This window comes from Micromonospora sp. Utrum1 (assembly GCF_057197805.1).
The window spans coordinates 256,657-278,112 of record NZ_CM170071.1 but is presented as its reverse complement, the minus strand read 5'-3'; the positions used below and the strand labels follow the sequence as shown (position 1 = coordinate 278,112).

At 74.0% G+C, this 21,456-nt stretch carries 19 protein-coding genes and 1 pseudogene; 7 read left to right on the top strand and 13 right to left on the bottom strand.

What is annotated here, in order from left to right; all coding sequences use genetic code 11:
* Positions 1-11: 11 nt before the first annotated feature.
* A complete protein-coding gene (locus AC0OLQ_RS01330; RefSeq protein WP_484529868.1) occupies positions 12-515 on the top strand; it encodes a MarR family winged helix-turn-helix transcriptional regulator in 504 nt (167 codons plus the stop codon).
* Between the two features lie 226 nt (positions 516-741).
* Here AC0OLQ_RS01330 and AC0OLQ_RS01325 read toward each other — a convergent pair whose 3' ends face one another.
* The 6 genes from AC0OLQ_RS01325 to AC0OLQ_RS01300 form a co-directional block, all read right to left on the bottom strand.
* Positions 742-3,525, bottom strand: coding sequence for an ATP-binding protein (locus AC0OLQ_RS01325; protein WP_484529867.1), 2,784 nt, complete (start codon positions 3,523-3,525; stop codon positions 742-744).
* Between the two features lie 124 nt (positions 3,526-3,649).
* Positions 3,650-4,804, bottom strand: a complete 1,155-nt coding sequence (locus AC0OLQ_RS01320; protein WP_484529866.1) for an acyl-CoA dehydrogenase family protein — start codon at positions 4,802-4,804, stop codon at positions 3,650-3,652.
* Between the two features lie 82 nt (positions 4,805-4,886).
* Positions 4,887-6,419: an acyl-CoA carboxylase subunit beta gene (locus AC0OLQ_RS01315; RefSeq protein WP_484529865.1), complete on the bottom strand. Its 1,533-nt coding sequence runs from the start codon at positions 6,417-6,419 to the stop codon at positions 4,887-4,889.
* A gap of 148 nt (positions 6,420-6,567) precedes the next feature.
* Complete coding sequence (locus AC0OLQ_RS01310) at positions 6,568-7,488, bottom strand: hydroxymethylglutaryl-CoA lyase (protein WP_484529864.1); 921 nt, start codon at positions 7,486-7,488, stop codon at positions 6,568-6,570.
* A gap of 148 nt (positions 7,489-7,636) precedes the next feature.
* Positions 7,637-9,004, bottom strand: a complete 1,368-nt coding sequence (locus AC0OLQ_RS01305; protein WP_484529863.1) for an acetyl-CoA carboxylase biotin carboxylase subunit — start codon at positions 9,002-9,004, stop codon at positions 7,637-7,639.
* Positions 9,005-9,093: 89 nt separating this feature from the next.
* Positions 9,094-9,720: a TetR/AcrR family transcriptional regulator gene (locus tag AC0OLQ_RS01300; protein ID WP_484529862.1), complete on the bottom strand. Its 627-nt coding sequence runs from the start codon at positions 9,718-9,720 to the stop codon at positions 9,094-9,096.
* Between the two features lie 113 nt (positions 9,721-9,833).
* Here AC0OLQ_RS01300 and AC0OLQ_RS01295 point away from each other — a divergent pair.
* Positions 9,834-10,976 (top strand): annotated as a pseudogene (locus tag AC0OLQ_RS01295) (MFS transporter); the annotation flags it as partial.
* Positions 10,977-11,052: 76 nt separating this feature from the next.
* Here AC0OLQ_RS01295 and AC0OLQ_RS01290 read toward each other — a convergent pair.
* Positions 11,053-12,207 carry an FAD-dependent monooxygenase gene (locus AC0OLQ_RS01290; protein ID WP_484529861.1) on the bottom strand — a complete coding sequence of 385 codons (1,155 nt, stop codon included), beginning with the start codon at positions 12,205-12,207 and terminating at the stop codon, positions 11,053-11,055.
* 105 nt (positions 12,208-12,312) lie between these two features.
* On the opposite strand from AC0OLQ_RS01290, the gene AC0OLQ_RS01285 reads away from it, so the two are divergent.
* Positions 12,313-12,888 carry a TetR/AcrR family transcriptional regulator gene (locus AC0OLQ_RS01285; protein ID WP_484529860.1) on the top strand — a complete coding sequence of 192 codons (576 nt, stop codon included), beginning with the start codon at positions 12,313-12,315 and terminating at the stop codon, positions 12,886-12,888.
* Positions 12,889-12,963: 75 nt separating this feature from the next.
* Here the strand turns inward: AC0OLQ_RS01285 and AC0OLQ_RS01280 are convergent, their stop codons facing one another.
* From AC0OLQ_RS01280 to AC0OLQ_RS01270, 3 genes are all read right to left on the bottom strand, one after another.
* A complete protein-coding gene (locus AC0OLQ_RS01280; RefSeq protein ID WP_357331934.1) occupies positions 12,964-13,866 on the bottom strand; it encodes a sulfurtransferase in 903 nt (300 codons plus the stop codon).
* A 128-nt stretch (positions 13,867-13,994) separates the two neighbouring features.
* A complete protein-coding gene (locus AC0OLQ_RS01275) occupies positions 13,995-14,441 on the bottom strand; it encodes a hypothetical protein (protein WP_484529859.1) in 447 nt (148 codons plus the stop codon).
* Positions 14,442-14,445: 4 nt separating this feature from the next.
* Positions 14,446-15,216, bottom strand: a complete 771-nt coding sequence (locus AC0OLQ_RS01270) for an SGNH/GDSL hydrolase family protein (protein ID WP_484529858.1) — start codon at positions 15,214-15,216, stop codon at positions 14,446-14,448.
* A 262-nt stretch (positions 15,217-15,478) separates the two neighbouring features.
* Between AC0OLQ_RS01270 and AC0OLQ_RS01265 the strand changes: the two genes are divergently transcribed.
* Both AC0OLQ_RS01265 and AC0OLQ_RS01260 read left to right on the top strand, forming a co-directional pair.
* Positions 15,479-17,023, top strand: coding sequence for a hypothetical protein (locus AC0OLQ_RS01265; protein WP_484529857.1), 1,545 nt, complete (start codon positions 15,479-15,481; stop codon positions 17,021-17,023).
* Between the two features lie 22 nt (positions 17,024-17,045).
* The gene (locus tag AC0OLQ_RS01260) at positions 17,046-18,626 is read left to right on the top strand and encodes a PQQ-binding-like beta-propeller repeat protein (RefSeq protein WP_484529856.1); all 1,581 of its coding nucleotides are present in this window, start codon (positions 17,046-17,048) and stop codon (positions 18,624-18,626) included.
* Positions 18,627-18,707: 81 nt separating this feature from the next.
* Here the strand turns inward: AC0OLQ_RS01260 and AC0OLQ_RS01255 are convergent, their stop codons facing one another.
* Positions 18,708-19,034 carry a hypothetical protein gene (locus tag AC0OLQ_RS01255; RefSeq protein ID WP_484529855.1) on the bottom strand — a complete coding sequence of 109 codons (327 nt, stop codon included), beginning with the start codon at positions 19,032-19,034 and terminating at the stop codon, positions 18,708-18,710.
* Between the two features lie 223 nt (positions 19,035-19,257).
* Here AC0OLQ_RS01255 and AC0OLQ_RS01250 point away from each other — a divergent pair, with 223 nt between their 5' ends.
* Together AC0OLQ_RS01250 and AC0OLQ_RS01245 are read left to right on the top strand one after the other, a co-directional pair.
* Positions 19,258-20,061: a helix-turn-helix domain-containing protein gene (locus tag AC0OLQ_RS01250; RefSeq protein ID WP_484529854.1), complete on the top strand. Its 804-nt coding sequence runs from the start codon at positions 19,258-19,260 to the stop codon at positions 20,059-20,061.
* The gene (locus AC0OLQ_RS01245; protein ID WP_484529853.1) at positions 20,052-20,234 is read left to right on the top strand and encodes a DUF397 domain-containing protein; all 183 of its coding nucleotides are present in this window, start codon (positions 20,052-20,054) and stop codon (positions 20,232-20,234) included. Before AC0OLQ_RS01250 ends, AC0OLQ_RS01245 begins: the two co-directional genes overlap by 10 nt.
* A gap of 22 nt (positions 20,235-20,256) precedes the next feature.
* Here the strand turns inward: AC0OLQ_RS01245 and AC0OLQ_RS01240 are convergent, their stop codons facing one another.
* Positions 20,257-21,024 carry a class I SAM-dependent methyltransferase gene (locus AC0OLQ_RS01240; RefSeq protein ID WP_484529852.1) on the bottom strand — a complete coding sequence of 256 codons (768 nt, stop codon included), beginning with the start codon at positions 21,022-21,024 and terminating at the stop codon, positions 20,257-20,259.
* A gap of 28 nt (positions 21,025-21,052) precedes the next feature.
* On the bottom strand, positions 21,053-21,427 hold the full coding sequence (locus AC0OLQ_RS01235) for a VOC family protein (protein ID WP_484529851.1): 375 nt from the start codon (positions 21,425-21,427) through the stop codon (positions 21,053-21,055).
* Positions 21,428-21,456 lie beyond the last annotated feature (29 nt).

The following is a 21,456-nucleotide window of genomic DNA, read 5'->3' as shown; positions in this document are numbered from 1 at the left end:
AGGATGGCAGCGTGGACCAGAACGTGTTCGACGATCCCCGGATCACCGCCATCGGCCTCCTCTTCGAGGCCAGCGCCGGGCTGTCGGCCCGGTTCGCCGCCCAGTTCGAGGAGCACGGCCTTTCCTCGGTCGAGTTCGAGGTGCTGATGCGGCTCAGCCGGTCGCCCGGTCACCAACTGCGGATGACCGACCTCGCGGCGCAGACCTCCCTGTCCACCAGCGGGGTCACCCGCGTGGTCGACCGGATGGAGCGGGACGGCCTGCTCCGCCGCCGAGCCTGCCCCTCCGACCGGCGCAGCTCCTACGCGGTGGTCACCGCCGCCGGCCTGAGCCGGCTGGACGCGACCCTGCCCGGGCACCTGCGGATCATCGAGGAGTGGTTCACCGGGCAGCTCGCCCCGGCCGAGCTGGAGGGGCTCCTGGACGGCCTGCGCCGGGTCCGCGACGCGGTGCACCCGGGGGCGACCGCCGGCAGCACCGAGCCCGCGCCGGCCGGGCAGTCCGCCGGCTGCTGACCCGCCGACGGGGTGCGGCGTACCCGCGGGTCACCGGCAGAAAGACCGGCAGAACCGCCCGAGCACCGGGATATTCGCCCGCAATAGCCCACAAATCACCCGTGCGGCCTGGATAGGCTTCCGGCAGCGGGGGGCACCGGGGGGTGCCGGCGCGAGCGATGAGCGAGGGGCAATACCAGGGGGCTTCTTCGCTCGCGCCACCCCCGCGCCTTCTTCTCCCGGCCGTTCAGTCGCGTGGGGCCGCACGTCCCCGGCGGGCCACCAGCGCGTAGAGCAGGGCCTCCTCCCGGGGCAGCAGCCTGATCCCGGTGGCCCGGCAGGCCTGCTCCAGCCGGTCCAGCACCGCCACGTCGGCGGTGCTCGCCGCCAGCCCGACCAGCGCCTCAACGAGCTCCCGCCGCTGCCCACCGACGGCACGATGGTCGGCCCCGGCCCGCTGTTCCCCGCCGGCGGCATGCTCGGCGGCCGCGGCTCGGTCCCGCTGTTCCCCGCCGGCGGCATGGTCGGCGGCTGCGGCGAACCACTCCGCCGCCAGCTCCCGGTCTCCCCGGTGCAGCGCGACGTGGCCCTCGATCAACGCGCAGATCGCATCCTCCGGCGGGACGTCCCGGCGCTCCCGGGGCGGGTCCAGGCTCTCCACAACCGGCGGCCGGCGCTGTCCCGGCACCGGGTGCGGCGGCCGCAGCTCGGCCACCGCCTCCAGCGTCTCCTCCACCCGCCCGTCGAGGGCGAGCGCCAGCCCGACCGTGCCGATCACTTGGCGCCGCCGCCCCGGCTCGCCCAGCTCGGCCAGCGCGGCCGCCACCCGCCGGCCCTGCTCCACCGCGTCGGCGTAGCGGCCCTCCAGCCGGGCCACCTCGGCCAGGTCGGCCCGGGCCAGCAGGCGGAGTCGCTGCTCCCCGCACTGGGTGGCCAGCCGGTCGACCGTGGCCAGCCGGCGCCGCGCGGCGGCCAGGTCGACCACCCGTACGTCGTGCCAGGTGAGGTGCTGGTGGGCGACGGCCATCTCGCGTGGCCGGCCGTGCCGGGTGGCCAGCTCCAGCGCTGCCTCGGCCTGCTCCCGGGCCTCGCCCTGGGCGCCGGCGGCGCGCAGCAGCACGCAGAGCACCGACCTGGAGGACAGCTCCCCGGTCACCTCCCCGGCCGCCTGAAAGAGGGCCAGCGCCTCCCGGGCCGCCGGCAGCTCCGCCCCGCCCGCGCCGTGCTCGGCGGCGAGCCGGGCCGCCCCGAGCAGCGCCCAGGCCCGCAGCACCGGCGACGCGTCGGTGGTACGCGGGTCGGCCAGCAGCCGGCGCAGCCACCGACGCCCGGAGACGTCCCGCCCGCGCAGCCGCCACCAGCGGGGCAGCGCCGCCGCCAGAAGCAGCGCGGTCACCGGATCGTCCTCGGCGGCGTGTGCCAGGGCGGCGGTGATGTCGCTGGTCACCTCGTCGAGCAGGTGCACGGCGGCGGGCAGTTTCGCGCCGATCAGGTTCGGCGCGGTACGCCGTACCAGGCCGGCGACGACCAGCGCGTGCTGGCGCCGGATCCCGGTCAGCTCCCCCTCGACGGCGGCCTGCTCGGCGGCGAAGTCGCGGACCGCGTCCAGCAGGCGGAACCGGAACGGGCCGGTGCCCCGGACGTTGAGCAGCCCGAGTTCCCGCAGCCGGTCCAGCAGCGGGACCGCGTCCCGCCGCTGGCTGCCGTCGGCGAGCAGGTCCTCGGCCAGCTCCACGGACCAGCGGTTGCGGAAGGCGGAGAGCCAACGCAGCGCCGCCCGTTCGGCGGGCGCGAGCAGGTGGTAGCTGGTCGCCACCGCCTCGCGCAGGGTCACCGTGCCGGCGGCCGGGTCGGCGGGCTCCCAGCCGGGGCGTACGCCCGCCAGGTCGAGGACCCGGTCGCCGTAGCGGTCGAGCAGTTCGGTGACGTCGAGGATCCGGCCCCGCGCGGCCATCAGCTCGATGGCCAGGGGCAGCCCGCCGAGGCGGCGCACCAGCGCGGCGAGCGCCGGCAGTTCGGCCGGGGTGGGCGGCTCGCGGCGCGCCTGGGCGAGCCGGGTGGTGAACAGGGCCGCCGCCGGCCAGCGGGCCAGCTCCGCCGGATCGGCCGGCTCCTCGCCGACCGGCGGCACGTCGAGCGGTGCGACCGGCCGGACCAACTCGCCGGGGAGGCCGACCGGGCGGCGGCCGGTGACCAGCACCCGCAGCGCCGGGGCCGCCGCCACCAGGGCGCGCAACGCCTCGGCCACCGGCCCGGGCGCGCGTTCGACGGCGTCCAACAGCAGCAGCGCGGGCCGGCCGCCGAGCTGGCAGGGGAGGTCGGCCAGCCGGTTCACTCCGAGCACGGCGACCGCGGCGGCGAGGATGTCGGCGGTGTCCGAGCCCTCGCCGACCAGCACACCGGCCACGCCGGCCGGATGCTCGGCGGCTGCGGCGTGGGCGACGGTGAGGGCGAGCGCGGTCTTGCCGACGCCGGCCAGCCCGACCAGGCTCACCACCGGATGCGCGGAGAGCAGGGCGGCCACCTCCGCGACGTCCCGGTCCCGGCCGAGCAGCGGGACGGGCTGGGGCAGCGTGATCGGCGTACCCGAATCGGTGGCGGTGGCGCCGGTGACCGGAAGGTGCCCAGCGGCGGGGCCCGGTGCGGTGGCGGCATCGGGACCGCTGACCGGCAGGTGACGCGCGGCCGGGCCGGGTACGGCGGTCTGAGCGGCATCGGGGCCGCCGACGGGCAGGTGGCTCGCCGCCTGCCCGGGCACGGCGGTCTGCGCCGGGGTGGGCCGGGCGGCCGCGAGGAACGCCTGCCGGGCCGGACCGGTCAGGCCCAGGGCGTCGGCGAGCAGGTCGACGGTGGTGCGCTGGGGTCGGGTGGCGCGGCCCCGCTCCAGGTCGCGGACGGTCCGCACGCCGACACCGGCCCGGCCGGCCAGCTCGGCCTGGGTGAGGCCGGCCGCGAGCCGGTGCCCGCGCAACAGGTCGGGCAGCTGGGTACGACCACCCGGGCTCCGCGAACGATCATGATCGGGAGTCATGGGCACGAAGAGTACGGATCGGGTCGGACGCTCCACAGCCCATCGTCGGGCAGCCGACCGTCCACCGCCGATATCCGACAGACGGCTGACCCGCCCGGGCCCGTCCGGCCCGGGCGGGCGTCGCTCACATGCCCAGGTCGCGGGCGATGACCATCCGCTGCACCTCGCTGGTGCCCTCGCCGATCTCCAGGATCTTGGAGTCGCGCCAGAACCGGGCCACCGGGTACTCGTTCATGAAGCCGTAGCCGCCGTGGATCTGGGTGGCCTCGCGGGCGTTGTCCACCGCGATGGTGCTGGCGTGCAGCTTGGCGATGGCCGCCTGCCGCTTGAACGGCTCGCCGGCGAGCATCCGGGCGGCCGCGTCGTAGTAGGCCAGCCGGGCGGTGTGCGCCTTCATCTCCATGTCGGCGATCTTGAACTGGATCGCCTGGTACGCGCCGATCGGCTGGCCGAACGCCTGGCGCTCCTTCGCATACTTGATCGACTCGTCGACGCAGCCCTGGGCGAGGCCGACCGCCAGGGCGGCGATGGCGATCCGCCCCTCGTCGAGGATGCGCAGGAACTGGGCGAAGCCACGGCCGCGCTCGCCGAGCAGGTTCTCCGCCGGCACCCGGCAGTCGTCGAAGGTCAGCTCGTGGGTGTCCGAGGCGGTCCAGCCGACCTTGGAGTAGCCGGGCGCGACGGTGAAGCCCGGCGTGCCGGACGGGACGATGATGGTGGACAGCTCCTTCGAGCCGTCCGGCTTCGTGCCGGTGACCGCGGTGACCGTGACCAGCGTGGTGATGTCGGTGCCGGAGTTGGTGATGAACGCCTTCGAGCCGTTGATCACCCACTCGTTGGTCGACTCGTCCAGGACCGCCCTCGTCTGGGTGCCGCCCGCGTCCGAGCCGGTGCCCGGCTCGGTGAGCCCGAAGCCCGCCAGGGCCTCGCCGCTGAGCAGCTTCGGCAGCCGCTGCGCCTTCTGCGCGTCGGTGCCGAACCGGTAGATCGGCATCGCGCCGAGGGAGATCGCCGCCTCGAGGGTGATGGCAACGCTGGAGTCGACCCGGGCCAGCTCCTCCAGGGCCAGGCAGAGGGCGAAGTAGTCGCCGCCCATGCCGCCGTGCTCCTCCGGGAAGGGGAGCCCGAACAGCCCCATCTTGCCCATCTGGCGGATGATCTCGTACGGGAAGGTGTGCTGCTCGTAGTGCTCGGCGATGGCCGGGGCGACCACCTCGCGGGCGAAGTCCCGCACGCTCTCCCGCAGCGCCTCTTGTTCCTCGCTGAGCCGGAAGTCCATCTGATCCTCCTGATGGGACGCCGTTGTGGACGGGCCGCCGGGCGCTCGTGACGCCGCGTCGGGTGGTGCGGGTCGGGGCCGGTCAGACCGGGGTGACGCCGTGCCGGCGCTTCGCGAAGTGCCGCTCCTTGCCCCGAACGGCGGCGAACCGGCGGACCAGGTCGGCGCGCAGTTCGTGCGGCTCGACGATGGCGTCCACCACCAGCTCACTGGCAAGCCGGACGATGTCGATGTCGCGCTCGTACTCCTCGCGCTTCGCGGCGACGAAGGCGGCCCGCTCGGCCTCGTCCTCGATCGCGGCGATCTTGTTGGCGTAGACGGCGTTGACCGCGGCCTCCGCGCCCATCACCGCGATCTTGGCGGTGGGCAGCGCGATGGTGGCGTCCGGCTCGAAGCCGGGGCCGGCCATCGCGTAGAGGCCGGCGCCGTACGCCTTGCGGACCACCACGCAGATCTTGGGTACGGTCGCCTCGGAGATCGCGGTGATCATCTTGGCGCCGTGCCGGATGATGCCCTGCTTCTCCACCGCGCTGCCGACCATGAACCCGGGTACGTCGCTGAGGAACAGCAGCGGCACGTTGAACGCGTCGCAGAGCTGCACGAACCGGGTCGCCTTGTCGGCCGAGTCGACGAAGAGCACGCCGCCCTTGAACATCGAGTTGTTGCCGACCACGCCGACGACCTCGCCGTTCAGCCGGCCGAAGCCGATGGTCAGCTCCTTGGCCCAGAGCGCCTGGATCTCGAAGAAGCTGCCCTCGTCGAGCAGGCCCTTGACGTAGCGGCGCATGTCGAACGCCTGCCGCTCGCTGGCCGGGACGAGCGCGGCCAGGTCGGCCTTCTCCGGCGCCGACGTCGCCTCGGCGGCCGGCGGGGCCTGGGTCCAGTTGGTCGGCAGGTAGGACAGGTAACGCTTGACCACGTCGAGCGCCTCGGCCTCGGTCTTGCAGAGGAAGTGCCCGACGCCGGACTCGGCGCAGTGCACCTTGGCCCCGCCCATCGCCTCCAGCGTGGTCTTCTCGCCGGTGACCATCTCGACCATCCGGTCGGAGCCGAGGTACATGCTGGCGTTGCCCTCGACCATGGCGACCACGTCGCAGAACGCCGGGATGTAGGCGCCGCCCGCCGCGCTCGGGCCGAACAGGGCGCAGACCTGCGGGATCGAGCCCGAGGCGCGCACCTGGTTCCAGAAGATCTTGCCGGCGCCGCGCCGGCCGGGGAAGAGGTCGACCTGGTCGGTGATCCGGGCCCCGGCCGAGTCGACCAGGTAGACCATCGGCACGCTGGTCGAGTAGGCCCGCTCGATGATCCGGATGATCTTCTCGACGGTCCGCGCGCCCCAACTGCCGGCCTTCACCGTCGAGTCGTTCGCCATCAGGCAGACCGGCCGGCCGTCGATGGTGGCGGTGCCGGTGACCACGCCGTCGGCGGGCAGCCCCTCGGCCATCGCGTTGGCGTAGAGCCCGTCCTCGACGAAGGAACCCTCGTCGACCAGGTACGCGACCCGCTCGCGGGCGAAGAGCTTGCCCTTGGCGGCGTTCGCCGCGTGGTACTTGTCCGCACCGCCGGCCTTGGCGCGCTTGCGCAGCTGCTCCAGAGCCTCACCGTCGAGCGTCACGCCGACTCCCGTTGCCACCGGCCACCCCACGGGCGCCCCAACCGACCTGAACGATCGTTAGGCTATCCCATCCCCACCCCCTCCGGCGACCCCACCGCCCCTGCCCACCCCCTCCCGCCCGCGGCCGGCCTGGCCGGGGGGTGCCGGGTCAGGAGGGGATCGGGGTCAGGCGGGTGCGGGGGCCGGCGCGAAGGACGCCGGAGGGGAGCTTCTTGCCGACCAGTTGCTCGGCCAGCTCGGCGGCCTCGATCAGGGCGTCCAGGTCGATCCCGGTGTCGATGCCCATGTCGTGCAGCATGTGCACGGCCTCCTCGGTGGCCAGGTTGCCGCTGGCGCCCGGGGCGTACGGGCAGCCGCCGAGGCCGCCGACGCTGGCGTCGAACTCGGTGATGCCGAGCTCCATGGCGGTGAGCATGTTGGCCAGCGCGGTGCCCCGGGTGTTGTGGAAGTGCAGCAGCACCGGCACGTGGGCGTTGCGGTCGCGGACCGCGGTGAGCAGCTCGCGGACCCGCCGGGGCGTACCCATGCCGGTGGTGTCGCCGAAGGCCACCCGGTCGGCGCCGTCCCGCACCACCCGGTCGACGATGCCGGCCACCCGCTTCGGGTCGACGTCGCCCTCGTACGGGCAGCCGAAGCTGGTCGCCACGATCACCTCGGCGGTCGCACCCGCGCTGTGCAGCAGATCGATCAGCTCGGCGATGTCGTCGAGCGACTCCTCGGTGGAGCGGTTGACGTTGCGCCGGTTGTGCGTGTCGCTGGCCGACACCACCACCTCGATCTCGGTGAAGCCGGCCGCCAGGGCGCGCTGGGCCCCCCGGCTGTTCGGCACCAGCGCCGAGTAGCGCACCCCGTCGGCCTTCACGGCCCGCTGCCACACCTCGTCGGCGTCGGCCATCTGCGGGATCGCCTTCGGGTGCACGAACGAGACGGCCTCGATCCGCCGCACACCCGTACGCGACAGCGCGTCGATCAGCCGCACCTTGGCGTCGGTCGGAATCGGCTCCTCGTTCTGGAGCCCGTCCCGCGGCCCGACCTCCCGGATGGAAACGACGTCCGGCAGTTCCGCCATAAGGGGTCACCTCACTGTGACGGTGTTACGTGATGGATGCTCCCAGCATCCCACCCCTCCCCTCCCGCCCCCGTGATCATGAAGTTGGCGGCAGATTCTGCCCGTTCTGTCGCCGCCAACTTCATGATCAACCCCGGAAGGGGCGGGGTCAGCGCATGCGGGAGACGATGCCGGTGTCGTAGTCGCCCGAGAGGAACTCGGGGTTCTCGAGCAGTTCAGCGAAGAAGGGGAGGTTGTTCTTGGGGCCGGCGATCTCGAACTGGGCCACTGCGGCCCGCGCCCGCTCGACCGCCTCGGTGCGGGTGGCGCCGCTGACGATCAGCTTGGCCATCAGGCTGTCGTAGAACGGGGTGACCGTGTTGCCGGCGACGTAGCCGGAGTCGACCCGTACGCCCTCGCCGGACGGCTCGTTCCAGGTGGTGATCGCGCCCGGGCCGGGCAGGAACCGCTTCGGGTCCTCGGCGTTGATCCGCAGCTCGATGGCGTGCCCGCGCGGCGCGAGCGCGTCCGGGTCGAAGGTCGGTGCCAGGCCGGCGGCCACCCGCAACTGCTCCTCGACCAGGTCGACGCCGTAGACGTACTCGGTGACCGGGTGCTCGACCTGGAGCCGGGTGTTCATCTCCAGGAAGAAGAATTCTTCGGAGCCGGAGTTGTTCCCCTGGACGTCCCGCTGACGCGGGACCAACAGGCACTCGACGGTGCCCGCGTTGCGGTAGCCCACCGCCTCGCCCGCGCGGACCGCCGCCGCCAGGAACCGCGCACGCAGCTCCGGGGAGACCGCCGGGGAGGGGGACTCCTCGACCAGCTTCTGGTTGCGGCGCTGCACCGAGCACTCGCGTTCGCCGAGGGCCACCACCCGCCCGTCCGCCAGGCCGAGGATCTGCACCTCGACGTGGCGTACCCGGGGGAAGTACCGCTCGATCAGCACCGAGCCGTCGCCGAACATCCGCTCGGCGAACGAGCGGACCTTGTCGTACTCGGTGCGCAGCGCGGCCTCGTCGGTGGCCACGCCCATGCCCATGCCGCCGCCACCGGCCGCGGCCTTGACCATCACCGGGTAGCCGATCTCCACGGCGGCGGTGACCGCCGCGGCCAGGTCGGCGGCCGGGTCGGTGGTGCCGGGCGCGACCGGCACCCCGGCCGCCGCCATCAGGTTCCGGGCATTGATCTTGTCGCCCATCGCGGTGATCGCGTCCGCGCCGGGCCCGACCCAGATCAGGCCACTGGCCTCGACGGTACGGGCGAAGTCCGCGTTCTCGGACAGGAAGCCGTAGCCGGGGTGGATCGCCTGGGCGCCGGTGTCCTTCGCGGCGGCGAGGATCGCCTCGACGTTGCGGTAGCTGAGCGCGGGATTGGCCGGGCCCACGCAGACCGCCTGGTCGGCCTCGGTCACGAACGGCAGGCCGGCGTCGGCCTCCGAGTGCACCGCGATCGCACGGATCCCGAGCTTCTTCGCGGTACGGATGATCCGGCGCGCGATCTCGCCACGGTTGGCGATCAGCAGCGACTCGATCATGGTTTCCTCCAGCGTCCGGGGGTGGGGACGCTGTCAGGTAACCACGGCACACCGGTCGCCCACGAGCCGACCCGGGTTTCCCGGTGCGGTCAGGCGGGGTCGGTGGGGGCGAGCAGCGCGGCCAGCGTGGCACCCCGCAGCAGCTCGGCCCGGCGTCGGCGGTCCACCTCGCCGCCGAGGAACGGGGTGGAGTTCATCAGGCCGAACGCGGCGTGTGCGAGCACCCGCGCCTCGCCGTCCGGCAGCCCGGGGTGCAGCGCGGTCAGCACGGTCACCCACTCCTCGACGTACATCCGCTGGAGCCGGCGGATCCGACGGCGCGGCTCGTCGGGGAGGCGGTCCAGCTCGTGCAGGTGCAGGGCGATCACCGCCGGGTTGGCCAGCGCGAAGTCGAGGTGGAAGTCGATCAGCGACTCCAGCGTGCCGCGCGGGTCGTCGGGGTGGTTGGCGGCCCGTTCCTTGCCGCCGGCGAGCAGCCCCTCGCTGACCGGGATCAGCGCGGCGGCCAGCATCGCCTCCTTGCCGGCGAAGTGGTGGTAGAGGGCCGGGCCGGTCACCCCGGCGGCGGCGCCGATGTCGTCCATCGACACGCCGTGGTAGCCGCGCGCCGCGAAGAGCCCGACCGCGATCTCCAGGATCTCGTCCCGGCGGGACCGGCGCCGGCCCGCACCCGTCGCACCGTTCGCCGCGCCCCGCGCCTGCTGTTCCACCGCCACCGGGCCAGCCTAGACCGCGTGCCCGGGCTGGTGGAGTCTCGGTTACCCGTCGGTCGCCTCACACTCCGCGCGGCTTGACCCTCGACCGGGTTCAGGCCGGAGGGTCCGTCGGCATGACCGCTTCCGCGCTCGGCCGCGACTACCGACTGCTCTGGTCCGCCGCCGTCTCGTCCCGGTTCGGCGACGCGCTGCGTACGCCGGCCCTGGCCCTGCTGGCCGCCACGCTCACCCGCGACCCCCGGGCGATCGCCGCGGTGACCGTGGCCGGGCAGCTCCCGCCGCTGCTGTTCGGGCTGCTCGGTGGCGCGTACGCCGACCGGTGGGACCGGCGCCGGACGATGGCGGCGGTGGACGGGGCGCGGGCCGCGGTGGTGGCCGCGCTCGCCGCGCTGGTGGCCACCGGCCGGGCCGGGGTCGCCGCGCTGGCCGCCGCCGCGTTCCTGCTCGCCACCCTGGGCACGCTCTTCGACGCGTCGGCCTTCGCGCTGCTGCCGTCGCTGGTGTCGCCGGCCGCGCTGCCCGCCGCCAACGGCCGGCTCCAGGCGGGTACGGCCGTGGCGGGCGGCCTCCTCGGCACCCCGCTGGCCGGCCTGCTCTTCGCCCTGGCCGCGTCGCTCCCGTTCGCGGTGGACGCGCTCACCTTCGCCCTCGCGGCCCTCCTCGTCCTCGCCCTACGTCCGCTCCCGTCGGTGCCGTCCCGGCCGACGGGGCATGGGGTGTGGCGGGAGGCGTGGGCCGGGGTGCGGTGGGTGCGCCGGGACCGGGTGCTGTGGGGGGTCGCCCTCGCCTCGGCGGGGTCGAACCTGGCGATCAGCGGACTGATGGCGGTGCTGGTGCTCTACGCGCTCGGGGTGCTGCGGGTGCCCGCCTCGGCCTACGGGGTGTTCGCGGCGGGGGTGGTGATCGGCGGACTGCTCGGGGCGCTGGTCGCCGGACGGGCGGCGGCCCGGTTCGGCACCCTGCCCGCGCTGCGCGCGGTGCTGCTCGGGCAGACCGTGGCGCTGGCCGGGTTCGCCCTGGCCCGCGGCCCGCTGACCGGGGGCCTGGCGCTGGCCGTGTTCGCCGCCGGCACGACCATCTGGAACAGCCTCTGGTCGGCGTACGGGCAGCGGCACGTGCCGGCGGATCTGCTCGGGCGGGTCGGCGCGGCGCAGCGGGTGGTCGGCCTGGCCGCCGCTCCGCTCGGGGCGGCGCTGGCCGGGTTCGCGGGCGAGGCGTACGGGGTGGGTCCGGTGGTGGCCGCGGCGGCAGGGGTGTTCGCCCTGGTCACCGTCGGCGCATGGGGGACGCTGCGTGGGGCGCCTGATCGGGGCGGCCCCGATCCGGGGCGGGTCACCGGCCGGTGGGTTCGAAGCCCGCGAGCCGCACGGCGAGCCGCCGCCGAACCGGGGGCAGCCCCGACGCGGCCCGGAGCAGCAGGTCGCGAAGCGGACGGGCAGCCGGCGGGACGGCGGTGAGCCGGGTGAGCCCGGCGGAGAAGCTGAGCACCTCCTCGGCGAGCGGGCGACGGGCGGCGGCGTACTCGTCGAGGAGCGTGTCGGAGCGCCCGGCGAGCACCGCGGCGAGGGTGTCGCCGAGGGCGACCGCGTCGCGGAGGCCGAGGTTCATCCCCTGCCCGCCCGCCGGGCTGTGCACGTGCGCCGCGTCCCCGGCGAGCAGCACCGGGCCCGACCGGTAGCTGCCGGCGATGCGGTGGTGGATCCGGAACCGGGAACTCCAGCGGATGTCGGTGACCCGGTCCGGCCGCCGGGCCGGCCCCCGCTCGTCCAGCAGCGCCTGGAAGTGCTGCGCCCGCGGTTCGCTCGGCGCGTCGGGCACCGAGGCGACCAGCCGGACGGTGCCGTCGGGGAGCGGCGCCCAGACCAGCGGCCCCTGCCGGGCCAGGAACAGGTTGACCTGGTCGCGGGGAAGCGCGCTGTCCACCCGGACGTCCGCGAGCAGGAACGACTCGCCGGGGTCGGCCGGCCCGCCGAACTCGATGCCGGCCAGCTCACGGACCGGGCTGCGCATGCCGTCGGCGCCGACCACCCAGCGGGCCCGGATCGTCTCCCCGCCGGCGAACTTCGCGGTGGCGCCGGCCGCGTCGAGGTCGAGGCCGCTCAGCTCGTACGGCCGGAGCACCCGCCCGCCGAGCGCGGTGAGCCGGTCGGCGAGCACCGCCTCGGTCTCCGCCTGGGAGACCAGCAGCGCGTACGGGTAGCGGGACGGCAACCCGTCGAAGGGGACGGTGAGCAGCACCCGGTCCCGGTCGCGGACGGTGAACCGGGTCGACGCCAGCCCGCGGGCGGCCAGCGGCGCGGCGACGCCGATCCGGTCCAGCACCTCCAGGGTGCCGGCGTGCACCACGGCCGCGCGCGAGGTGACCGGCGGGGTGGCCAGCCGGTCCACGACGGTCGCGGTCACCCCGTGCCCGGCCAGGGTCGCGGCCACGGCCAGGCCGGTCGGCCCGGCCCCCACCACGAGGACGTCGGTGCGCTCGGGAAGCATGGCCCCCACCTCCAGGGTTGTCAACAACTGTTTGCCAACACTTGTTGGCAACGGTAGACGCGCCCCGACTTCTATGTCAACGGTTGTTGGCCTACAGTTGTGGGCATGACCGACACGGCACCCCGCGCCCGCCGCTCGGACGCCACCCGGGCGGCCATCCTGCGCGCCGCCCGGGAGCGCTTCGCCGCCGACGGCTACGAACGGGCCACCATCCGGGCCATCGCCGCCGACGCCCGGATCGACCCGTCGATGGTGATGCGCTACTACGGCAGCAAGGAGGGGCTCTTCGCCGCGGCCGCCGAGTTCGACCTGCGCCTGCCCGACCTGAGCACCGTGCCACCGGACCGGCTCGGCGAGACGCTGGTGCGCCACTTCCTCGGCCGCTGGGAGGGCGACGAGACCCTCGCGGCCCTGCTCCGGGCCGCCAGCACCAACCCGGGAGCGGCCGAGCGGATGCGCCGCCTCTTCGCCGACCAGCTCGCCGCGGCGGTGGCCGGCTTCGGCACCGACCCGGCGACCACCGCCCGCCGGGCCGGCCTGGTCGCCAGCCAGACCCTCGGACTGGCCTTCACCCGGTACATCGTCCGGCTACCCCCGGTGGTGGAGATGGCGCCGGAGGACCTGGTCGCCTGGGTCGCCCCGACGCTCCAGCGCTACCTGACCGGCCGGCCCGGAAACTGACCCGCCCTGTTCCACCGCCCCCGGAACCGAAAGGTCCCCGCGGGCGGCACGCCACGCGGGGACCGGTCGGCCGGGTCAGCCGGCGAAGCTGCCCGGCTCCTCGCCCCGCACGACGGGAGCCCGGACCAGGTTGCCCCACTCGGTCCACGAGCCGTCGTAGTTGCGCACCCGCGGGAAGCCGAGCAGGTAGTGCAGCACGAACCAGGTGTGGCTGGACCGCTCGCCGATCCGGCAGTACGCCACCACGTCGTCGGACGGGCTCAGCCCGAGCTGGTCGACGTAGATGCCGCGCAGCTCGTCCACCGACTTGAAGGTGCCGTCGTCGTTCGCGGCGGCCTTCCACGGCTTGCTCACCGCACCCGGGATGTGCCCGCCGCGCAGCGCGCCCTCCTGCGGGTACGCCGCCATGTGCAGCATCTCGCCGGTGTACTCGCCCGGCGACCGCACGTCGACCAGCGGCCGGCCGGCGGTCACGTGCGCCATCACCTCGTCGCGGAACGCCCGGATCGGCGCGTCGTTCCGGTCCGGCACCGGGTAGTCGGCGCGCGGCCGGTTCACCGGGTCCTTGGACATCTCGCGTCCCTCGGCGGCCCACTTCATCCGGCCACCGTCGAGCAGCCGGACGTCGGCGTGGCCGAAGAGCTCGAACACCCAGAGGGCGTACGCGGCCCACCAGTTGAAGTTGTCGCCGTAGAAGACCACCGTGTCGCCACGGCCGATGCCCTTGGCGGCGCACAGCTCGGCGAAGCTCTTGGCGTCCAGGTAGTCCCGGGTCACCTGGTCGTTCAGCTCGGTGTGCCAGTCGACCTTCACGGCCCCGGGGATGTGGCCGGTGTCGTAGAGGAGGACGTCCTCGTCGGACTCGACCACCACGAGGCCCTCGTCGCCCAGGTGCTCGGCCAGCCACTCCGTGGTGACCAGGCGCTGCGGTTCGGCGTACGACTGGAGGTGGGGATTCGGATCACTCGGCACAGGCATGAGCCCCAAGGTACGCCGGATCACCGGGTCGCGACCGGCGATCCCGATTCCGGTGCGGCACCCCACATTGGACCGGAGCCACCGACCGGACGTGGACCTGGATCTCCTGACCGGCGCCGGGCCGCCGGTCAGGCGCGGCGGTGCACCAGCCGCCCCGCCACCACCGTGGCCAGGCAGGAGCCGTCGGCGGCGAACACGGCAAGGTCGGCCCGGCCACCGACCACCAGCCCCGGTGGCCGGGCGGCGGCCAGCACCGCCACCTCGTTGCGCGCCGCGGCGGCCCGCAGGCCCGGGTCGGCGACGTGGTCGGCGAGCACCGCGGCGGCCCCGAGCCGGAACAGGGCGTGCACCCGCTCGCGCGGGGTCGGCGCGGGCGGCAGCGGCCCGTCGTGCACCAGCGCCGGCCCCAGGGTGCCGGCCCACCGCCGCACCCGCACCCCCGGGTACGCCCCGGTCAGTTCGTCCAGCGGCGCCACGGCCCCGACCCGGTCGCCGGTCACCAGGACGGCGAGACCCGGCCGGGGCTCGTCGTCGAGGGTCAGCCGCAGCAGGGACGCGGCGTGCAGGGTCCGCACGCGGTCAGTCGAGGGTGATCGGCCCGAGTACCGGCCGCTTGGCGGTGACGAAGTCACCGGAGGAGCGGCCGGTCAGCCGCCGCTTGACCCACGGGGCCAGGTGCTGGCCGGCCCAGCGCAGGTCGGCGGCCCGGGCGGCCAGCCACGGGGTGGGGGCCGGGTGCGGTGGCACCATCAGCCAGTCCTCGTCGCAGCCCACGCCGAGCGCGGTGAGCACCTGCCCGGCCACCCGCCGGTGCCCGGCCGCCGACAGGTGCAGCCGATCGGTGCTCCAGAGCATCGGGTTGAGGTAGGTGGGGTCGGCGTACAGGTCGACCAGGATGGCGCCGTGCCGCTCGGCGACCTCGCCGACCACCCGGTTGAGCAGAGCCACCCGGGGGGCCACCAGCCGCTGCCCGGGCAGCCGGGCCATCACGTCGGCGAACCGGAACAGCACCACGTCGGCGCCGCCTGCGCGCAGCCGGCCGATCACCGCGTCGAAGCGCGGCACGAAGGCGTCCGGGTCGAAGGTGCGGCGCAGCACGTCGTTGCCGCCGGCCGCGAAGCTGATCAGGTCGGGCTTCATGGCCAGGGCGGCCGGCACCTGCTCGGCGACGATGTTGGGGAACAGCCGCCCCCGGATGGCCAGGTTGGCATAGCCGAAGTCGGGGCCGGCCTCGGCGGCCAGCCGGGTGGCGACCAGGTCGGCCCAGCCCCGGTAACTGCCGTCCGGATACGCGTCGTCCATGCCCTCGGTGAAGCTGTCGCCCACCGCCACGAAGCTGCGCCAGCGCACTGCGCCTCCCTCTGACTGACCCGGCAGAGCTGCGTCGGCCAGTCTCGCACCGACCGGGCTGCGGCCGCCGACCCCCCGCGCGGGACGTGGCGGAGGTCATCGACGGTCGACCGTGAGCAGAGTCATCGGGACAAATGTCCCGCTTGATGGATCCGGGGCAGAATCCGTCCACCGGATTATGGATGATGATGCCCGTCATCCGGTCCGGGGGCGGGAGGCGCCCGCCGCTGCGGCTGGTCACCTCCGCGCTGACGAGGAACGCATGACCCAGGGACACCCGGCCGCCTTCCCGGCCGACGGTCAGCCGCGCCCGCCGGGCCAGGCGTACCCGGGCCCGCCGCCGGGCTTTCCCGCCGCACCCGGCTACGGCCCGCCGGGGGCGTACCCGGGCGGGCCGGGGCAGCCGGGCTTCGGGCCCTACCCGCCGGCCCCGCCGCCGCGGCCGAAGTCCCGGGGCGGCCTCTGGATCGGGCTCGGCGCCGGGGCGCTGGTGCTGACCCTCTGCGCCGGCACGGCGATCGGCGTGGGTGTCGGGCTGAGCAACCGCGGTGGGGACGCGGCCCCGAAGGCCGCCGCCGCCGCGGCAAACGGGGTGACCGTCACCCAGCAGGAGCTGGACGACCTGCTGGCCCGGCACAGCAGGGCGCTGGCCGACAAGGACCTGAAGGGCTACCTGGCCCCCTTCGACCCGGCCCGCAAGGACCTGGTCGCCGGCCAGACCCGGCTCTTCAGCAACCTGGGCAAGCTGCCGCTGGCGGTCGGCCGGTACCGGACCGTCGCACAGCAGGGGCGGACCAGCGACAGCTTCGGTCGCGGCGTCACCTTCCAGCTCGACGTCTCCTTCGTGCACCAGTTCGAGGGCTACGACCTCGCCCCGGTCGCCGAGTGGTACCGCTGGACGGTCGTCCGGGAGAGCCAGGGCGCACCGCTCAAGGTCACCGGGGTCACCGGTGCGCCCGCCGCGCTCGGCAACTCGAAGACCGTCTACTACCCCGGCCCCTGGGACAAGTGGCGCGACATCCACGTCGAGCGCACCGCCCACACCCTGGTCATCACCGACGCGGCGCTGGCCGCCGAGGCGAAGCGGTACGCGCCGGTGGCCGAGGCGGCGGCGGCCGACGACCTCGCCGCCTGGCAGGCCGGCGGGGTCACCGCGAACGTCCCGAAGGGCTTCGTCATCAGCCTGGTCAAGGGCAAGCCGGACCTCGGCTCGCTCTACCGGATCAACAAGGAGAAGACCACCGAGGCCGGCGTCTCGATCGGCATGGTCTCCGCCGACCGGCAGGAGGGCGTCGACATCGGCGGCACTCGCATCGTGGTCGACGTGGCCGACCGGTCGTTTTTCGCCCCCGGCGACCGGCAGGGGCCGCAGGAGGTCTTCCGGCACGAGGTTGGTCACTCGCTGGTCGCCAGCCTTGAGGACGCCGACAAGCAGGACTTCTTCGACGGCATCGAGAACTGGATCGTGGAGGGCTTCGCGGAATACCTGGCCCACCGGGGCGAGCCGCTGCGGTCCAGCGACCGCACCCCGCAGGCCCGGTCGCTCGTCCGCTCCGGCGACTGGGACGGCACGCTGCCGAGCAACGTCGACTGGGACTCCCCGGGGCGGATCAGCTTCCACTACTGGCTCGGGCACGCGGCGATGACGTATCTGGCGGAGAAGTACGGCGAGCAGAAGCTGTTCCAGTTCGTCACCGCCCGCTACCAGGGCGCCACCGCCGACCAGGCCAGCCGGCAGGTGCTCGGCGTTCCGCTGGCCCAGTTCCAGACGGGCTGGGCGGCGTACGTGCGGGCGCAGGCGCGTTGAGCGGGAACCCGAGGAGCGAACGATGACGAACCCGCAGTCCCCCTGGCAGCCGCAGCCCGGAGTGCCGGGCGGCTGGCCGGGCGGTCAGCCGGCCTCCCCGGTGGCCGGTCCGCCCGCACATCCGCTGCCGGGGCAGCCCGCGTACCCGGGGCAGCCGGCGTACCCGGGGCAGCCGGCGTATCCGGGGCAGCCGGCGTATCCGGGGCAGCCGGCGTATCCAGGGCAGCAGGCCGCGTACCCGCCGCCGGGCTGGCCGGGCGCGGCCCCGACGCCGCCGGCGGCGCCCAGGCGGCGCGGGCGTCTGGCGCTGCTGCTCGCCGGCGGTCTGGTGGCCGTGCTGGCCGTCGGCGCCGGCACCGCCTGGGGTGTCTCCCGGCTGGTCGGCGGCGGCTCGGGCGGGGACGGTGAGCTGAAGACCGCCTGGGTGCTGGACTTCCCCGAGCGGCAGGACACCGGCCTGACCACCTACGACCAGCAGGACATGTTCGGCGCCTGGCTGGCCGCTGACACGGTGGTCCGCGCGCAGGGGGACGGGCTGCTCGCCTACCGGCTCTCCGACGGCGGGCAGGCGTGGGGCGCACCGGCGCCGAACGGCACCTCGCTCTGCGTCGCCGCGCAGGCGGTGACCGAGGGCCGGGGCGCGGTGGCGGTCGGCTCCGACCAGTCCTGCGACACGGTCGCCGGCTTCGACCTGACCAGCGGCAAGCTGACCTGGCAGGCCAGGTTCCCGGCGCCGGTCCGGGAGGACCGGGACGCGCTGGCCGCGCCGGACCTCTCGGTCGCCGGCCAGCAGGTGATCGTCCGCTCCGACGACACCATGATCGGGTTCTCCCTCGCCGACGGGAAGCAGTTGTGGCGCACCACCGGGGAGAAGTTGCTGCCCGGCCGGGACTGCGGCTTCAAGGACATGCGGGCCGCCGGCGAACTTGTCGTGGTGACCTACGGCTGCTCCATCGGTGGTGAGGTGGACGCCCTCGACCCGGCCACCGGCAAGGTGCGCTGGCGGCAGCGGCTGCCGGAGGAGAAGGTCACCGACGGCGTGCTGAGCGTGCAGCCGCTGATCAGCCAGCCCGGGCTGGGGCACGAGCGCTACACGGTGCGGGACCCGAAGACCGGCCGGGAGATTGGATCGTTCACCGACCCGGTCGACGGCACCGAACTGTGGGACGTGCCGCCCAACCGGTCCAACGCGATCGACGGTCCGGCCGTCTACCAGTTCCTCGCCGACGACGACACGCTCTACCACCCGACGTTCCCGAAGAACGTCCCGGACTCGGGTCGGTCGGCCAACCAGATCATCGCCATCGACCTGGCCACCGGCAAGCGGCGCTGGGTCTCGTCCGGGCACAGCGCCAGCAAGGTCGAGCTGATCCGCCGCGATGAGCAGGGGTTGCTGGCCTGGGAGACCGGCGACCGGCGGAAGCTGCCGCCGCGGCTCGTCCGCATCGATCCCGCCACCGGCAAGGTCAGCCCGGTGGCGGAGGGGCCGCTCTCGGCCGGCTTCGAGGGCGAGGAGGCCAAGATCATGGAGCGGGACGGCGTCGTGGTGATCGTGCCCTGGAAGCACGTCGTGGCGGACCGGGCGATCACCGTGCTGCGCTGACCCGAGCACGCGCCGCGAAGAGGGGCGGGCCACCGGTGGGTGGGCCGCCCCTTCCGCGTACGACGTGGTTGCCGGCCCGGGTCACCGATCCCCGACGATCCCCCTCCGGTACGGCCCCCAGGCCACGAACCGGTCGAACAGCTCACGCGGCGTCGGGCCGTCGTGCGGGTTCAACCGGAACAGGTCGTGGGTCGCCTCGTGGTACAGCCCGGACAGGTAGACGGCCAGGTCGACGGGGTGGTCGTCGTATTCGGCCTTGAGCAGCAGGCGCGCCTGGGCGCACCGCCACGGCAACCCGCAGGCCCGGCACACCCAGAGCGGCCGGATCGGCAGGTGCGCCGGCCGGTCCGGCGGATACGGGCGCGGCCGATCGGGGTACGGCCCGAGGCGCGGCACGGGGAGGCTCATGGCGAATTCCTTCTCAGGTACGAGGGTGGGGGCCGCCCCGGCGATCGGGGGATCCGGGGGACGGCCCCCGCAGCGAGCCGGACGGGAGGCGGCTCGCTGCGTGACAGTCTGCTGAGGACACCACTACGCTCGGAAGCCGTCGAGGCGCTCCGTGGCGGCCTCCCGTCGGCGGTTGCCGGCGGACGGCGACGCCGGGGTGACGGCGGGAAATCGGGGAGGAAGCGTGGAGAGCGAACCGACCGCGGAGCTGATCCGGGCGCAGCTCCGGCGGCTGCGGCTGAAGGCCGAGCTGAGCCAGGAGGAGTTCGGGAAACTCGTCCACTTCTCCGGGTCGCAGGTGTCGGCGGTCGAGCTGGGCCAGCGGCCGCTGGACCGGTTCTTCCTGAAACGCGCCGACGAGGTGCTGGGCACCGGCGGGTTGCTGACGTCGCTGCTCAAGCTCGCCGAACGCGACGGCCAGCCGAGTTGGTTCCGTCCCTGGCTGGAAGCGGAACGGCACGCGCAGCAGTTGCGCTGCTATCAGCCGAGCCTCGTCCCCGGTCTGCTCCAGACCGAGAACTTCGCCCGCGCGATGATCCGCACGGACGACATGCTCAGTGAAGACGAGGTGGAGAAGCGGCTGGCGATTCGGATGGATCGTCAGTCCGTGCTCGCGCAACCGACCCCGCCCATGTTCGTGGCGGTGATCGAGGAAGCCGTGCTGCGGCGAGCTGACGAAGGCTTCCGCGGGCTGATGATCCAGCAGGTCGCGCACCTGATCGAGTCAAGCGAGCGCTCGCACATCAGTGTGCACATCATTCCCACCGACGTCAGCCTGCACATCGGACTGACCGGGCCGTTCACCCTCGCCCGCGGCGGAGACGGCGGTTGGATCGGGTACCTGGAAAACCAGCTCGGCGGGACTGTGATCGACAACGATGACGACGTGGCTATCCTGCTGTCTAGATGGGAGAGCGTTCGGAGTGAGGCCCTGTCTCGCCGCCAGTCGGTCGAACTGATGAAGGAAGTGCTCACGTCATGGACCTGATCGGCGCTGCCTGGCGCAAGTCCACCCGCAGCGGTCAGAGCGAATGTGTCGAGGTGGCCGACAACCTGCCCGGCGTGGTCGGCGTCCGCGACAGCAAGGACCCGGCCGGCCCGGTCCTCGCCTTCACCCCCGAGACCTGGCGCGCCTTCATCGCCCACACCAAGCGTCCCTGACGGCTAAAGCTCCGCAGACCGGTCAGCGCGAAGCGGTGATGAGCACCGTTTGCTTGCTCACGCGGAAACTGCCTTCGGCATCGATCCGTGCCTGGACCAGATCACGCGCCGCTGACCGCTGCGCAGGCGTGAGCGGCTCGTCGGCCATGCTGGCCAGATAGGCGAGGACGGGCTCCACGGCGGGAACCGCCAGGTCGCACGGATAGGGCTCGACGGCGACCCCGGTGAAGCTGTCGGCCACGTACCCCGGTCCGGTCTCGGCCGTGAAGTCGTTCTGGCGGAAGCCGAGCACCAGATCGGGGCGGCCGATGGCGACCGCGAGGGCGTTGAGTTCCGCGAGGTGGTCGTTGCCGTTGACGGCGACGGCGAGGCGGCCGCCGGGACGGAGGACCCGGGCGAACTCGCGCAGCGCGGCGGCCGGATCGTCCAGGTGGTAGAGCATGTGGTTGGCGACGACGGTGTCGAAGCTGGCGTCGGCGAACGGCAGCCGGCTGGCGTCACACCGTTCGACCCGGGCGCCGCGGACTTCGCGCAGGCGTGCGCACATCGCCGCCGAGAAGTCGGTCAGGGTGAACCGCAGCCCTCGGCCGCGGTGGTCCACCTGGCTCCACAGCTTCCCGGTGCCGGCGCCCACTTCGAGGACGTCCCCGGCGAGCGGCAACCGCTCGTCGAGCCAGGCGAACCAGCCCTGCGGGTTCGTGCCGTGGTCGTGCAGCGCGATCCGGGCCGTGAGGTTGCCGGTCGTCGTCGCGTACTGGCTGACGGCACGGGCCGACGGGGCCGTGGTCATGACGGCAGCGTAGGCCGCTCGCCGCGCTTCAGAGGTACAGGCAGAACGGGTGGCCGGCCGGGTCGAGGTGCACCCGCACGTCGTCCTGGGGTTGGAAGTCCGCCACCGTGGCGCCCACGGACACCGCGTACGCGGACGCCGCGTCGAGGTCGTCGACCTTGATGTCGAGGTGCGCCATCATCTGCGGCTCGCCCGGGCCGGCGGGCCAGACCGGCCGCACGTACGCCGGCTCGGTCTGGAACGACAGGCCGGCGCCGCCCCCGGGTGCGACGAGGGTGACCCAGTGCGGCTCGTCCTCCCCCCGTGACCACCCGAGCAGCCGTTCGTAGAACCCGGCCAGTTCCCGCGCGTCGCGAGCGTCCAGCACGGTCGCCGTCATCGTCAGCCGAGGCCTCTCATCCATCCCGCTCTCCTACCCACAGACAGGCAGAC

Bases quoted from the DNA above. Each gene is read 5' to 3' on its own strand.
- AC0OLQ_RS01245 (WP_484529853.1), top strand. From the start codon at position 20,052: ATGGACCTGATCGGCGCTGCCTGGCGCAAGTCCACCCGCAGCGGTCAG.
- AC0OLQ_RS01320 (WP_484529866.1), bottom strand. From the start codon at position 4,804: ATGGACTTCCGGCTCAGCGAGGAACAAGAGGCGCTGCGGGAGAGCGTG.
- AC0OLQ_RS01285 (WP_484529860.1), top strand. From the start codon at position 12,313: ATGACCGACACGGCACCCCGCGCCCGCCGCTCGGACGCCACCCGGGCG.
- AC0OLQ_RS01310 (WP_484529864.1), bottom strand. From the start codon at position 7,488: ATGGCGGAACTGCCGGACGTCGTTTCCATCCGGGAGGTCGGGCCGCGG.
- AC0OLQ_RS01235 (WP_484529851.1), bottom strand. From the start codon at position 21,427: ATGGATGAGAGGCCTCGGCTGACGATGACGGCGACCGTGCTGGACGCT.
- AC0OLQ_RS01305 (WP_484529863.1), bottom strand. From the start codon at position 9,004: ATGATCGAGTCGCTGCTGATCGCCAACCGTGGCGAGATCGCGCGCCGG.
- AC0OLQ_RS01255 (WP_484529855.1), bottom strand. From the start codon at position 19,034: ATGAGCCTCCCCGTGCCGCGCCTCGGGCCGTACCCCGATCGGCCGCGC.
- AC0OLQ_RS01240 (WP_484529852.1), bottom strand. From the start codon at position 21,024: ATGACCACGGCCCCGTCGGCCCGTGCCGTCAGCCAGTACGCGACGACG.
- AC0OLQ_RS01280 (WP_357331934.1), bottom strand. From the start codon at position 13,866: ATGCCTGTGCCGAGTGATCCGAATCCCCACCTCCAGTCGTACGCCGAA.
- AC0OLQ_RS01290 (WP_484529861.1), bottom strand. From the start codon at position 12,207: ATGCTTCCCGAGCGCACCGACGTCCTCGTGGTGGGGGCCGGGCCGACC.
- AC0OLQ_RS01265 (WP_484529857.1), top strand. From the start codon at position 15,479: ATGACCCAGGGACACCCGGCCGCCTTCCCGGCCGACGGTCAGCCGCGC.
- AC0OLQ_RS01325 (WP_484529867.1), bottom strand. From the start codon at position 3,525: ATGACTCCCGATCATGATCGTTCGCGGAGCCCGGGTGGTCGTACCCAG.
- AC0OLQ_RS01260 (WP_484529856.1), top strand. From the start codon at position 17,046: ATGACGAACCCGCAGTCCCCCTGGCAGCCGCAGCCCGGAGTGCCGGGC.